Origin of the sequence: Vibrio sp. M260121 (assembly GCF_036533715.1) — a bacterium.
Taxonomy (GTDB): domain Bacteria; phylum Pseudomonadota; class Gammaproteobacteria; order Enterobacterales; family Vibrionaceae; genus Vibrio.
The window spans coordinates 86831-100787 of the sequence record NZ_JATABF010000003.1 but is presented as its reverse complement, the minus strand read 5'-3'; the positions used below and the strand labels follow the sequence as shown (position 1 = coordinate 100787).

14 protein-coding genes are annotated in these 13957 nt (G+C 46.4%); 5 read left to right on the top strand and 9 right to left on the bottom strand.

The annotated features are described in order from the left end of the window. The first annotated feature begins 11 nt into the window (after positions 1-11). Positions 12-803 carry a LytR/AlgR family response regulator transcription factor gene (locus QTO06_RS03170; RefSeq protein WP_331406843.1) on the top strand — a complete coding sequence of 264 codons (792 nt, stop codon included), beginning with the start codon at positions 12-14 and terminating at the stop codon, positions 801-803. A 139-nt stretch (positions 804-942) separates the two neighbouring features. On the opposite strand, the gene QTO06_RS03165 is transcribed toward QTO06_RS03170, so the two are convergent. From QTO06_RS03165 to QTO06_RS03150, 4 genes are all read right to left on the bottom strand, one after another. Further along, a complete protein-coding gene (locus QTO06_RS03165) occupies positions 943-1437 on the bottom strand; it encodes a peptidylprolyl isomerase (protein WP_005448882.1) in 495 nt (164 codons plus the stop codon). A gap of 122 nt (positions 1438-1559) precedes the next feature. Next, complete coding sequence (locus QTO06_RS03160) at positions 1560-3221, bottom strand: methyl-accepting chemotaxis protein (RefSeq protein ID WP_331406842.1); 1662 nt, start codon at positions 3219-3221, stop codon at positions 1560-1562. Positions 3222-3396: 175 nt separating this feature from the next. Beyond that, positions 3397-3783, bottom strand: coding sequence for a thiol-disulfide oxidoreductase DCC family protein (locus QTO06_RS03155; protein WP_331406841.1), 387 nt, complete (start codon positions 3781-3783; stop codon positions 3397-3399). A gap of 41 nt (positions 3784-3824) precedes the next feature. Continuing rightward, positions 3825-4598 carry a DUF4344 domain-containing metallopeptidase gene (locus QTO06_RS03150; protein WP_199478843.1) on the bottom strand — a complete coding sequence of 258 codons (774 nt, stop codon included), beginning with the start codon at positions 4596-4598 and terminating at the stop codon, positions 3825-3827. 198 nt (positions 4599-4796) lie between these two features. Between QTO06_RS03150 and QTO06_RS03145 the strand changes: the two genes are divergently transcribed. Beyond that, entirely contained in the window at positions 4797-5429 is a 633-nt protein-coding gene (locus QTO06_RS03145; protein ID WP_047514589.1) for a CatB-related O-acetyltransferase, read from the top strand. Positions 5430-5989: 560 nt separating this feature from the next. Continuing rightward, positions 5990-7225: a sodium/glutamate symporter gene (gene gltS, locus QTO06_RS03140; protein WP_005428854.1), complete on the top strand. Its 1236-nt coding sequence runs from the start codon at positions 5990-5992 to the stop codon at positions 7223-7225. Positions 7226-7315: 90 nt separating this feature from the next. On the opposite strand, the gene QTO06_RS03135 is transcribed toward gltS (QTO06_RS03140), so the two are convergent. The 4 genes from QTO06_RS03135 to QTO06_RS03120 form a co-directional block, all read right to left on the bottom strand. Continuing rightward, on the bottom strand, positions 7316-7834 hold the full coding sequence (locus QTO06_RS03135) for an RNA methyltransferase (RefSeq protein ID WP_331406840.1): 519 nt from the start codon (positions 7832-7834) through the stop codon (positions 7316-7318). 228 nt (positions 7835-8062) lie between these two features. Beyond that, the gene (locus QTO06_RS03130) at positions 8063-8893 is read right to left on the bottom strand and encodes a hypothetical protein (RefSeq protein WP_331406839.1); all 831 of its coding nucleotides are present in this window, start codon (positions 8891-8893) and stop codon (positions 8063-8065) included. Further along, positions 8893-9750 carry an ABC transporter ATP-binding protein gene (locus tag QTO06_RS03125; protein ID WP_331406838.1) on the bottom strand — a complete coding sequence of 286 codons (858 nt, stop codon included), beginning with the start codon at positions 9748-9750 and terminating at the stop codon, positions 8893-8895. Before QTO06_RS03125 ends, QTO06_RS03130 begins: the two co-directional genes overlap by 1 nt. Then, positions 9747-10118 (bottom strand): GntR family transcriptional regulator, encoded by a 372-nt coding sequence (locus QTO06_RS03120; protein ID WP_005428840.1) that lies wholly within the window; start codon positions 10116-10118, stop codon positions 9747-9749. The genes QTO06_RS03125 and QTO06_RS03120 overlap by 4 nt, the downstream gene beginning before the upstream one ends. Before the next feature lie 447 nt (positions 10119-10565). Between QTO06_RS03120 and gltS (QTO06_RS03115) the strand changes: the two genes are divergently transcribed. Both gltS (QTO06_RS03115) and QTO06_RS03110 read left to right on the top strand, forming a co-directional pair. After that, positions 10566-11792 (top strand): sodium/glutamate symporter, encoded by a 1227-nt coding sequence (gltS, locus tag QTO06_RS03115; RefSeq protein ID WP_331406837.1) that lies wholly within the window; start codon positions 10566-10568, stop codon positions 11790-11792. 245 nt (positions 11793-12037) lie between these two features. Next, positions 12038-12793: a hypothetical protein gene (locus QTO06_RS03110; RefSeq protein ID WP_331406836.1), complete on the top strand. Its 756-nt coding sequence runs from the start codon at positions 12038-12040 to the stop codon at positions 12791-12793. A gap of 51 nt (positions 12794-12844) precedes the next feature. On the opposite strand, the gene QTO06_RS03105 is transcribed toward QTO06_RS03110, so the two are convergent. After that, complete coding sequence (locus tag QTO06_RS03105) at positions 12845-13621, bottom strand: hypothetical protein (protein WP_050902350.1); 777 nt, start codon at positions 13619-13621, stop codon at positions 12845-12847. Positions 13622-13957: the final 336 nt, after the last annotated feature.

Genomic DNA, 13957 nt, shown 5'->3' with positions numbered 1-13957 from the left:
GGAAGAAAGGAATGAATACAGGGTTTACTGCCATTATTGCTGATGATGAACCGCTATTGAGGCGTCATCTTGATAAAAGCCTAGCTGAAGTGTGGCCAGAGCTAGAGGTGATAGCCAAAGTCGCGGATGGTGAACAAGCGTTGCAAGCCATTGAGCAAAACCAACCTGACATTGCGTTTCTTGATATTCGTATGCCAGTTCTGGATGGCATGACACTAGCGCAAAAACTCAATCAACTCGCCAATCCACCTTTGATTGTGTTTGTCACTGCGTACGATGATTACGCCATCAAAGCCTTTGAACAAAATGCCGCCGATTATTTGCTCAAGCCTATCTCGGATGAGCGCCTGCTGACGACGTGTGAAAGAGTGAAAGCACGCCTTGCTAAGCGAGAGCAAGAAAGCAGTAATGTGCAGATGAGCAGCCTGTTAGAACAGTTACAACAATTATCCGCGCCACAAACGCCGCAATATCTTCAGTGGATCAAAGCGACGCAAGGGGAAGATATTCATCTGATTGCTACGTCTGATGTGTTGTATTTCAAAGCGGAAGAAAAATACGTTTCTGTATATGCCCAACAAGGACAATGCAAAGTGCAGGAGTATTTGATTCGCACCTCGTTGAAAGAGTTGATAGGGAAGCTTAACCCAGAACAGTTCTGGCAAGTGCACCGTTCAAGCGTGGTGCAAGTGTGCAAAATTAGCAAAGTAAACAAAGACTTTGCAGGCAGAATGTTTGTTCACGTCGGAGAAAACAAGCTCGCTGTGAGCCGTGCATCTCAAAGTTTGTTCAAAGGGATGTAATCGCTAGAACTGCTCACTCTTTACACTGTAAACTCGCTGCTCTTTTTTTCAGCAACAAAAACAAAAAGCGCCTAAGTCATAAGACATTAGGCGCTTTTTTCGTTTTATTGCGACGATTTCTACCAAGAGGCGAATGGGCTTATTCGCTGACTGTCACTTTCTCAATAATGATGGGATCGCATGGCACATCATCGTGACCAAGCTTAGAGGTCGTTTTCACTTTCGCGATGCGGTTTACGACATCCATACCCGCAGTCACTTTACCAAACACGGCGTAGCCCCAGCCTAGGTTGGTAGTTGCGGTGTGGTCTAGGAAATCATTGTCTTCCAAGTTAATGAAGAACTGTGCCGTTGCAGAGTGCGGAGCATCGGTACGCGCCATTGCGATAGTGCCAACAAGGTTCTTTAGACCACGGTTTGCTTCGTTCGCAATCGGGGCGCGTGTTGGCTTTTCTGCCATGTCTTCGGTATGACCGCCACCTTGGATCATAAAGCCGTCGATAACGCGGTGGAAAATGGTGCCGTTGTAGAAGCCATCTTCACAGTATTTTTTGAAGTTCTTTGAGCTAACTGGCGCTCGTTCTAGGTTCAGTTCAATCTCGATGTCACCGAAATTGGTAGTCATGATAATCATCTGGTTTTGCCCTTGTAGGTGCTTAGTTGGCGGCATTATAGCTAAGACTTCTGAGGATAGCAGAAATAAAAACAGCGACGTTTTGGCGTCGCTGTTTGCATAGTGAATGGATGAGGAAAGCGTTAAACCGTAAAGCGACCGACCAAGTCGTACAGCTCGTTAGCTTTGTGGTTAAGGTTGCCACTGCCTGCACGGTTTTGGTTGGCAAGGTGTGCCGATTGGCTGCTTTGTTGAGAGATCACTTCAATACGTTGTGAAATCTCTTGCCCAACTTGGCTTTGCTCTTCGGTTGCCGTTGCGATCAAGGTGTTCATGTCCATGATGTTAGCAATTGCGGCTTGGATTTCTTGCAGTGCGGCAGAGGCAGCTCGTGCTTCCTCAACCGTTGCTTCACCACGCGCTTGGCTTGAACCCATGGCTTTCACTGCTGCATCCGAGCCAGACTTCAACTGCTCAATCATTTGGTGAATTTCGCCTGTGCTGTCTTGAGTGCGACTCGCCAGTTTACGAACTTCATCGGCAACGACTGCGAAGCCGCGACCTTGTTCGCCTGCACGGGCTGCTTCAATGGCTGCGTTTAGTGCCAATAGGTTGGTTTGCTCGGCGATGTCTTGAATCACTTCTAGCGAAGAAGAAATGTTTTGTACATCGCTTTCTAAGCGAGAAATCACCGTGCTGGCTTCCGACACTTCTAGTGCGAGCGCTTCGACAGAGCTCGCTGCGGAATCAACAATGTGTTTTGCTTGCTGTGAGTTATCATCAGCGTCTTTGGCGGATTGCGCCGCTTGGTTAGCGTTGCTGGAAATCTCGTGCGCCGTTGCTGTCATCTCGGTCATTGCCGCTGCGACTTGTTCGGTCTCTTCACGTTGACCTGAAGCCAATTCGTCCACTTGCGATGCTCGCTGTGACATGTCGTTGGTCTCTGAAACGACTTCTTGCCCGACATAGCTAACACTCTTGATGATACCCTGCAGGCTTTCAACGAAGATATTGAAGTTACGGCTAAGCTGAGTGAACTCCGGTACGCTTGATTCTTCCATGCGTGCGGTTAAGTCGGCATCGCCTTGCGCGAAAGAGTGAATTGAAGCATCAAACTGCTCAATAGGCTTCATGATGCTGCGGTTAACAAACACCGCGAAGACCGCGACGATGGCTGCAATCGAGACACAGAATAGAGCGATCGCAGTCAGTGTGGTGTTGAGAGCCTGATGCGCAGCTTCTTCCATGTTTGCCACAATGGCATCGATATCGTCAGTATAGAAGCCCGTACCCAGCATAAGATCCCATTCAGGAATAAAGACTGAGTAGCTGAGTTTCGGTAGTGCTTCGCTCTGACCGAGTTTCGGGAAGTAATAAGTCGTGAACTCACCAGTTTTGGAATTTTTGAGCAAATCCTGAATCAGGTAATTGCCTTTCTTATCCTGCAAGTTATAGAAGTTTTCCCCGATGCCTTTAGTGTTTTTACCCACTACGACGCGAACGCCTTTTGAATCGTAGCCAAAGATGTAACCGGATTGACCGAACTCCAGCTGTTTCAATATAGGCAGAGCCTCTTCAAGTGGGGCGTTTTGAGCGAGTAGTGGCTCGACAGCGGAACGCGCCATTTGGACGTAGTTTTTGAGCTCAGCTTTTTTCATCTCCATCATTTGACTTCGAGTCTGCTCAATCTCGTGTTCGTTGTAGGCAGTGGTTTGTAGGTAGGTGAACCACATCATGCCTATTGCCATGGTTAGAATTGGAATTATTGAAAGGATATATAGTCGTTTTCTGATCGTCAGATTCATAGAGACGTCCTTCTCTCGGCGTAGCGTTACAAGTGACAAGCTGAATAAGTCTGCCTGATAAAATTATTAATACTTATTGTTGTAATGCTTAGAGATTAACTGAGTTAATCAATCAGAAGTACAGGAAGTTTATAAATTTAGACTAAGGTCGTAGCATTTTTAAGCGGGATCACAATTAACGTGAACACGAACCGTTATTGCAGCGAGAAGTGCCCGTTAGCCAGTAGGAGACGCGGTAGCGGTTTTTGGCAAATTTGAGGTAAAGCCAGTCCGCAACAGGTTTGATAATGCGCCAACGCAATGGTGCATACAACCAACCGCGACCGACCAATTGCCATGCACGATGAGTCACGTCCAACCCAAGCAGCAGTTCTCCCTTTTTATTGAGAGCGTGCAAAATGGTGTTGGCTTGTTCAGGATTGATCTGCGGATAATCAGCGAATGCCTCGCTGTAGATGTCGATGGTTTTGATTTGCTGCTCGGCATCGCGTTGTTTTAGCGCACTCATCTCTTTGGCGCACAAGGGACAAGTGCCATCGTAAAATACGGTCAGTTTGGTCATGATTGAATTCACTATTGGCAGTTCTTATCCCTTCTACGCGATTATTTTTCTTTTAGTTCATTGTCTTGCAAGTAATGCAGCCAATTATCGCGGATGTTGCCGTAATTGAATTGGCAGAACTCTTTGCGATCGCGCAAGTAATCTTTTTCTACTTCATCGAGTAAGGCTTTGTATTGCTCCGGATCGCTGCCGTAGACCAGACACAGGGTAGAGAAGTAACGCTGCAGATCGAAACTGTGCTCATCAATGTACTCGCCAAAATCGTAGTAGTCCGGTCTGTCGTCGGATTCGAATGCGAACATGTCCGCAGCACTGATCGCCACATCGGCACCGTCATCAACGTAATCAATCAACAAAATGGTGGCGAAGTTATCAACCGCATCTTCCTCTTTACCCAGTACCGGAATGTTTTGATCAGCAATGTAAGCGTGTCCGGCTTCGTGCAGTAGTGTGTGCAGCAAAGTATCGAGCGCGCCCGTTTTCGGTGCTTTACCGTAACGTTCTTGGTACTTGTTGTTGGTGAAGTAGTTGAATGATTCCAGATAGAAGGTGTAGGGAATATGGATGGTATGGGTTTCTGGATCGTAAAGCGGACCGTCTTCGCCACCGTAGGTCAGTGTTAGTGGGTTATCAAACGGGAAGTAATCATCGGAAAGCTGGACAAAGATGTCGTTCACTTCACTGCTTTCAATCACTTGCGCAGCAAAGCGATCGTCGGCAGTTTCCGCAGGGCGGTATTCGATTTTAATGTTTTCGCTCGCAGACGCTGTGGCAGCAAACAGCAGCAGAGAGGCAAAGGCAGAGTGACTTTTCATTTTCGGAATCTTGTTATTTGTTTGGTTTGCTTGAAAATTATACATGCTTTTTATAGTGTGCGCGCTGGAGGACACATTCATGAATAATCCATTACTACTGCAACCCCGCATCCAATAGGCGTCGTTGACTGAGAACGCAGCAACAACGCCACGAGAAATCGTTCCGTGGCATACATTTACTCTATTGAGGTAATTGCCATGAAAAAACATTGGTCCAAATTTCAGTACCTGCACCAAGTGGTGCAAAACCAAAACATCCACATCAAAGGCACCCATAGTTATTACAGCGATTGTTGGGATAATGGCTTCGAAGATTCTGTCGTGCGTTATCTGCATGGCGATGAAGTCAGTAAAGCGTGGCAACCGAGGTGGGAAGTCGATCAGCTCTACATCGGTGATTACGTTTGTATCGCGGCTGAAGCGGTGATTTTGATGGGCGGCAACCATAATCACAGGACGGACTGGTTCTGTCTGTATCCGTTCCTTGATGACATCGAGCAATCTTACCAAGGCAAAGGAGACACCGTGATTGGTGACGCGGCTTGGATTGGCATGCGCGCGATGATCATGCCCGGTGTCACCATTGGGGAAGGCGCAGTGATTGCCGCAAACAGCGTCGTGACCAAAGATGTCCCACCTTACACCGTGGTGGCAGGAACACCAGCAAAGCCTGTTAAGCTTCGCTTTGAGCAAGACATCATTGATAAGTTGCTCGCCCTGCAAATCTACACGTGGGATGAAGCCAAGTTCGAGGCACTTCGCGCTTTCATCTGCAGTAATGATATTGAACAGTTGATCATTGCAGAAGCAAACTATGAAAGTGGCGAATAGCACTGAAATGAGGAAAATTTTCAGCGATATGTTATAATCTCGCTCCGTTGTAACGAGAACACTTGTTGCAAGCTTGAGAATTTCCCGGGATTCGGCTCGTTCCAAACACCATGAGTCAGAGTTTTTAACTACGATGGGATACAAGCAAACCCAGATGTTAGAGCGCCACCTCGGCGCTCTATTCGTTATGACGGGAAGGAACTTTGCTCGATAGTGATGATCACATTCTGTTTAAGTAAGGGAGCCCGATAGCGGTTCAGAAAGTGTCACTCGGACAATACTCACAACACGATATCCATCTCCTGCAAGCAGTCATTTCTGTTTGTCTATGAAGAGGATAAGAAGGAGCTTAACAGGCTCCTTTTACATTTTAGGGCTTGCGAATAGCGCGTAAATCAGAACATCGCTTAACGACCGTCCCTTAAACTAGCCTAAGGCGCATTTAACACAACCTTTTGAGTATTTTCGGAAAAATATAGCGAGAAAATTTGCTATTGAGCGAAGGTTAAACTAACACTCAATCATTACGGAGGATGAAGAGAACAATAATAAGAGGCGATATGAATCATTTAATATCTGTAGGTGCACTGGAGTCCTTTTTGGTTGCGATCAGTGTGCTTTTCCTGGGGCATTTCATTAATGCTAAGCTACCGATCTTAAAGAAATTCAACATACCTGAGCCGATTGTAGGGGGCTTAATCGTTGCCTGCATCATTACTGCTCTTCATTTTAACGGCGTCGATTTGGAGTTCGACTTACCGTTGCAAAACACATTCATGCTGATGTTCTTCGCTACCGTTGGTTTGGCAGCAAATTACACTCAGTTAATGAAAGGGGGCGCGAAGGTTTTCATCTTCTTAGCAGTCGCGTCGTTCTACATCATCATTCAAAACGGTGTCGGTGTTTCACTGGCAGCGGCATTGGGTTTAGATCCGCTGATGGGGCTTATCGCTGGTTCGATTACTCTATCAGGTGGTCACGGCACGGGGGCGGCGTGGTCACAAACTTTCCAAGACGTTTACGGTTTGAATAACGTATTGGAAATCGCGATGGCGTCAGCAACATTCGGTTTGATCATCGGTGGTATCATCGGTAGTCCGGTTGCGCAGCGTCTGGTCGAAAAGAACAACATCGAATCTGAGTATGGTCGTGGTGGTCGAGATGCCAAAACCCACGAGAAATTCCCGGAGTTGGTGACGTACAACGAGTACGAAGAAGACAAAGTAACCGCGAAAAAAGTGGTTGAGAAACTGTTCTTCCTATTGATCTGTGTAACAGGTGCTAAGTACGTAGAGCAATGGGTGAGCACTTACGACATTCAATGGCTGATGATTCCAGACTTCGTTTATGCGTTGTTCATTGGTGTGATCATCACTAACTTCTTGGAAGTGACCAAGATTCGTAAGTTGGATGCCGAAACGGTCGACATGTTAGGTACGGTGTCGCTGTCTCTGTTCCTAGCGATGGCTCTGATGAGCTTGAAACTATGGAACATCTTTGACCTAGCGATCCCATTCTTGGTGATTCTAGGCGTGCAGTCAGTGATTCTGGCTATCTTCACCTACTATGTAACGTTCAAGGTGATGGGTAGCAACTACGATGCTGCGGTTATCGCAGGTGGTCACTGTGGTTTCGGTTTGGGTGCAACCCCAACGGCGGTAATGAACATGGGTTCAATCGTTAACCGCTTTGGTCCGTCACCACAAGCGTTCATGGTTGTGCCGATCGTTGGTGCCTTCTTCATCGACATCGTTAACTTGATCATCCTACAAGGCTACATTTCGTTCCTTGGCTAGATAGATTAAGACGCCAAATAAAACAAAAGGTCACAGTATTGCTGTGACCTTTTTTGTATCTGGCGTTCGCCAATGAGTAGCTTCGTCTGTCTAGACGCAAGCTTTCATTTTCAAGCGGTTCTTGTTGTCGCGATTAGCAACGACTTGCTGGTGGTCATCAATCGTCCCTAGTGTTTTCGCCATGCGATCGTAAAGCACAACATTGACTGTCGCGGCTAGGTTCATACAACCATGAGTTGGTACGTACACCACGTGATGCGCCTTATCGACCATCTCTTGCGGCAGTGAGCCGTCCTCCGGTCCAAACACATAAATCGCGTTCTCTGGGTGAGTGAAGTGCGGCAGTGCTGTTGCGCCGACCACTAACTCAACACAAACAATTTCCACATCGTCGGCAACATTAGCAGTGAGGTCTTCCATCTCCACTAATTGAATGCGTTCTTGTGAGTTCTGGGTGTCGGTCTGGAATTTTACTGCGCGGCTGTAGCGTGTGCCGTTGTAACGAACTTGCGCAGCGTCGTAGCAGCCAGCGGCTCGCAATACAGCGCCAACGTTGGTTGGACTCTTTGGGTTGTACAGTCCAATAATGACTGTTGGCTTGGTGGTCATGGTTGATGTTCTGCTTTTCAAAAATTCTAGATAACAGCGCCGAGCGCATTAAGCGGGGGATTATGAACTTAACCACACCGGAGCGCTATTGCTATAGGCTGATTATTTTTGCGTTGAAGTAAAGAGAATGAAGATTGATGGTGCTGAAAATGAAAAAAGCGAGGACAGAACCTCGCTTTTGATGTGTGGTTTTGCTTGTGCTTGTGCTTGTGCTTGTGCTTGTGCTTGTTAGTCCACAGTGCGGCTGAACTTGATGCTAGCCGTCCAAGCAAGCACACCGATGAAAGCGTAAATCCCAACGTTCATCCAACCTGCATCTGGAATCGCGCTGAACGGGTTTGGCGCAAGAATCGCGTGCAGTGGTAGATAGAAAATTGCTGAGAAGAAATCATCCAGACCATAGAAGTTGAACATCGCAATTGGCATCCAACGTAGCGCGTAAATACCAATCAAGATGACCAACAAGGGGGAGTTCACTTTCTGTGAGATTGCCATTGCGGTTAGTGCGAGCGGCAATAGCAACACGCCAGCCACTACCATTCGAAGCAAGAATTCAACCCAGTTCAGCAGTACGAAGCCCAGTGATGCTTGTCGATACAACAACGCCAGCTGGTGGTCCGTTGAAACATTTAACATCCACAGCATAAAGTCCGCAGCGAAAACCAATACCGAGCACACCAATGGAATCACCAATAAACCAAACGTCAGCTTCACTAGATGGGTTTTTACGTCACTGACAGGCATACTGCGCCAAAACATGATACTGCCCTCTGAGCGCTCTTTACGCAGCGTTCTCGGGAAGTATTGAGTGCCAAGCAGGATCGACAATAAACCAATGCCACCTGTGATCAGCATGTTGACGTCATCGCCTAGTTCTTTGTGGATGTCACTGACATCACCACCAAGGCTCATTTGGAAGAACATATTGTGTTGCAGTGTCGAGCTACTCATTAAGCTGACGAACAGCAGCACGCCACAGGCAAACATAAACAACGGCACGCGTGTAACCAATGGGGTCTCTAGCCATTCTTTACGCAACATCGCGACAATCGATTTCATTATGCTGCCTCCTTCTGCAATGCCAAGAACAGATCCGCAAGCTTGACGCCATACACATCACCCAGCCCTGCAACTTGTTCTGCGTATTGGGATGACAGCAACCATTTAGTCGTGCCTAAGCCTTTTTGCGATGACAGTGGTTTCAGCGCTTTGATTTGTGCGCGATGCTCATCACTGGCATCGAGAATGAAGTAATCTTCGCTGATGCTGTCCATTGAGGTTTGCAGAACAGGTTGACCGTGTTTAAGGATCAGCACGTCCGTCAGTAGGTGTTCGATTTCCGATACTTCATGGCTCGCAATGATCAGTACACGCTCACCATCATGGAACCATTCCAGCAAGTGACGGTAGAAGGTATCGCGATAAACCAAATCCAAGCCAAGCGTTGGCTCGTCCAGAATCAGAATCTGCGTATTGGTCGCGATGACGACAGCCAAGTGCAATTGCACCTTCATGCCTTTCGATAGGGATTTGATGTGTGCACGCGGCTTGATGTCGGTTTGACGAAGCATGGCATCGGCTTTGCTGCGATTAAAACCTGGGTGTACGCCCTCGGTGTAATCGAGCAACTGAGCAACCGTCATCCAGTTTGGCAGCACGTTCACATCCGAGATGTAAGACAAGCTCTGCATGATTTTGTCGCGTTGCATAATTGGCTCAAAGCCGTTGATGCGAATGGTGCCCTGATATTCGTGTGCACCGAGTAGGGCGTTAATGAGAGTCGATTTACCCGCACCGTTATGACCTAGCAAGCCAAGCACTTGACCCGCTTGTAGATCAAAGCTCACGTCATGCAGCGCTTCACCCTGCTGACGATATTGCTTGGAGACGTGTTTTACACTGACTAATGCGCTCATTGGTCACCTTCAATATGTGTTTGGATTTGTTGGATAAATTCATCAAGTGACATATCCAGACGTTGTAATGTGTCGGCGATCTGCGGAATTTGTTGTTCAAGGAAACGGGCTTTTTCATCAGCAAGCAGCTGTTTTTTTGCACCTTGGGCGACAAACATGCCTTGCCCACGTTTCTTTTCTACCAATCCTTCATCAACCAATAACTGATAGCCTTTCATGACCGTCAGGTGGTTAATCTTCATATCCGCAGAGACACTGCGTACCGAAGGCAAAGCTTCGCCCTCTTGCCAGATGCCTTGCAATATTTGCTGGGTGATCTGGTCAGCCAACTGACGGAAAATCGGTTGGCGATCATGCCAATGCGTCATGATTGGTTTCCTTGGCTGAGTTGGTGTTATATATATGTATAACACCTTGGCGGTGGGATAGAAAGCGCCAATCTTCTTGCGCTGTTTTCTCAATCACTTTTGTCGAAGAAAATTCGACAAAGTTTGCATCAGAGTTTCACACAAAATTTGCACGCAATCGCATACGTTTTTGCCCTTAAAAAATGGCAAAAAATTGTTCACTTCTCATAAGTTGAGAAGTGCGAAAAAAACGAGAAAATTGCGCCACAAAACTTGGTGAAAAAGTGTGTTTTTTCACTGGGTGAGAATTTGGTGAATATCCGAGTTGTTGCTTTCTTATTTAATGAGAATTTAGTGGGTTTGGACCCTAGAAAACCACACGTTCAGTAGGCACTCTGAACTGCCTAAATACCGCTCAACCTGCGAGTTGTTACTCAAAGGATGAGAAAAAGGAGGCAAAGAGGTTTTATGAATCAGGTCATTTCTGTCGGTCCACAAGAGTCGTTTCTCGTAGCTATTTGTGTGTTGTTCCTGGGACAATTCGTTAACGCTAAATTACCGATCTTAAAGAAATTCAATATTCCCGAGCCAATCGTGGGTGGTTTGATTGTCGCATGTGCGATCACCGCGATGCATTTCAATGGCGTGGATTTAGTTTTCGATTTACCGCTGCAAAACACTTTCATGTTGATGTTCTTCGCTACCGTTGGCTTGGCTGCGAATTACACCCAGTTGATTAAAGGTGGCGCTAAGGTGTTTATCTTTTTAGCTGTGGCATCGGTGTACATTCTTATCCAAAATGCTGTCGGTGTCTCTTTGGCAACGGTGCTCGGCTTAGACCCGCTAATGGGCTTAATTGCAGGTTCGATTACGCTGTCTGGCGGTCATGGTACAGGCGCAGCATGGTCGCAAACCTTCCAAGACATGTACGGCTTGCACAACGTTTTAGAAGTGGCAATGGCATCCGCTACCTTTGGTTTGGTGATTGGTGGCATCATCGGCAGCCCAGTAGCGCAGCGCTTGATCGATAAACGTAACCTTGAATCTGAATACGGACGCACCAATCAGACTCACGAGCGTTTCCCTGAATTGGTGACCTACAACGAGCACGAAGAAGACCGCGTAACCGCGAAGAAAGTGGTCGAGAGTTTATCGATCATTCTATTGTGTGTTACTGGTGCTGATTACTTAGAAGGCTGGGTGAGCAGCTTTGGCATCAAATGGTTGATGATTCCAGACTTCGTTTACGCGCTGTTTATCGGTGTGGTGATCACCAACATCATGGAAGTAACCAAAGTACGCAAAGTGGATGTTGAAACGGTCGATATTCTTGGTACGGTTTCGCTGTCTCTGTTCTTAGCGATGGCGCTAATGAGCCTAAAACTGTGGAACATCTTTGATTTGGCAATCCCGTTCCTTATCATTCTGGCGGTGCAATCGGTGATTCTGGCGTTTTTTGCTTACTACGTGACGTTCCGTGTGATGGGCAGCAACTACGATGCAGCGGTCATCGCAAGTGGTCACTGTGGTTTTGGTCTGGGCGCGACGCCAACCGCAGTAATGAACATGGGCTCTATCGTTAACCGCTTCGGTCCATCACCACAAGCCTTCATGGTGGTGCCTATTGTTGGCGCGTTCTTTATCGACATCGTCAACTTAGTGATTCTGCAGGGCTGTATTTCATTTATTAAGTAACCTGCCTCGTTCCACAAAACAAAAGCCAGTCCTGAGAGACTGGCTTTTTTTGATCTGACGTACTTCTTCTCTTGAATGAGTTACGGCGCAGGGATTCTCTCCTTTAGATTCTCAAGCAAGTTACAGTGAAAAACCGTCAACTTCCGGTATGAGACCCAAATAAAAAACCAACGTGCTAGGGTGCAGAGTCACCATTAAGTTTGTTTGTTAAGGATATCAACCTCTTGTAGGTCTTTAGGAGATTTATGGGCCTCTTAAAACGCATTCTGGGACATTCGTGCGAGAACACGCACTATCAAGTCAACCGCGTCCAATCACACTATGTTTCTATACCTTGTGAAGCTTATTGTAAAACGACGGATGCCTGTCTGATTCATCTCTACAGGGATAAACATCAACGTTTGGCAGATCGCTTCATCAACCGCTCTACCTTTTATTACTCGGATAACGAAGATCCCAATGAACTTGTGACTTTATTGGACCTTGCTTGGCGTGGTTTATGCCCGAAGGCTAAAGTGCCAGCGGTGAGAAAGGCCATCTATGAAAAACAGCAGGAAGTACTTGAGAGCCTTCAAGGCATGGACAGTTACATCTTGCTGGTCGGTTCATGGTTGGGTGTGGAAGTCAGTAATTTCAGACGCAATGTGCAAGCCAAGCATCAAGAAATGATAGAAGATCGCTTGTTGATATTTGGCGAGGAAGCGGAGGCGTTCCCTATTACGGAGGAATATGGCAGTGAGCTATATTTTTATAAGTACCAACTGCTGCTGGATATCACGATTAGGGCAAATGAACTTAACGTAAAAAACGTCGTCGCTCGGTGTACTTTCCGCTGGTTTGACGCGATATTAGCGGGCATTTTTCTGGGTAGCATGGAGCGAGAGGTGATTGAGGAAATCCTTGATATGCACAATTACCATCAGAACGTGCTTAATCAGATTTTTGAGCTGGCGGGAATTGGTTCACTAGAGCAATTTCTTTTAAACGTAAAGCCGGCGTAGAAGTATGATAAGCGTATCAACCGTGGGTAGGATGATACGCTTTCCCACTTTCTAGCCTTTTCGATGCAATTTCTCATAGGTTGCAAAGCTAAAAGCGCAGGCTGAAGAGATCAGATCTTGCTTGATGATGGTGACGGCATTGGCATCACTATTGGCGTAGTGTTTAGTAAAATGAACTTCTAGCGTACCCTTGTCTCGATACCCACTCATTACCGGCTTTATCGATATCTCTTGGTTGAGTCCTTCTGCTTCGTTGGGCTCGCCTAGGCTGAGTACTTTCCCCACATATAACCTTCTATCCGACAGGGTCAGCATGACCATTTTGTCCCCTTTTTCTAACGCTGATTTAAAGAGAAAGTCATCCAGCGAGCTGTCGGAAAAGACTCTCGCATTCAGTCGCTCTTTTGGGCTAAACGTCATGTAGCGAATGCAATATTTGATGTAGGCGAGCAGAGACCAAAATACAGGAACGAGCAACATCGAAAACGTAATCATGGTCACCCAGGTGAGATTGATAACCTCTTGATTGGTAAAGGCATCAAGTTCATAGAGTAGGTTCGATGTAAACTCATAAGGCGTCTGTGCCAACAATGCATCAGGTAACCATTTTATCGGAGCTACATGTGTGATGGCTGCGAAAAAATACGCGTAGCGATTAATGATCAAGACTAAGCCTAAGGCGATAAACAAACATATCATGCCTAAGTTTGCGCTTTTTAAGTACAGGTACTGCCCTTCATAACGGTGCACCTTGTATCGATAGAACGGATGGATATGACAAACCAAAAAACCACTTACCAAGATTGGTAAGATTAGCAACAAAAACAACTATTTCTCCTCAACGAGTAACCGAGCTCTTTCATAAATATTGTTCGTCATTAGGTCTTGATGAACCTCTTTGGCAGATATAAACACGGTCCCCCTGCCAACGACTTTTAATGATGTGTAAGAATGATTGATCTTTCTTGAAAGGTGTCGTTCGTCTTTCGTTCCCCAAAGACCGAAAGTAAAAAATCGAATAATTCGCTCCATAATTCCTTCGAAAATAGTGGTATATCTCAGGTGATTTAAAAAATACAAACAGAAACCCGGATAGTGTACCAACCTAGCTGTGTTATATCGAATGAGCGAATAATTAAATGGTTGTTATTATTAGGTGTTAAA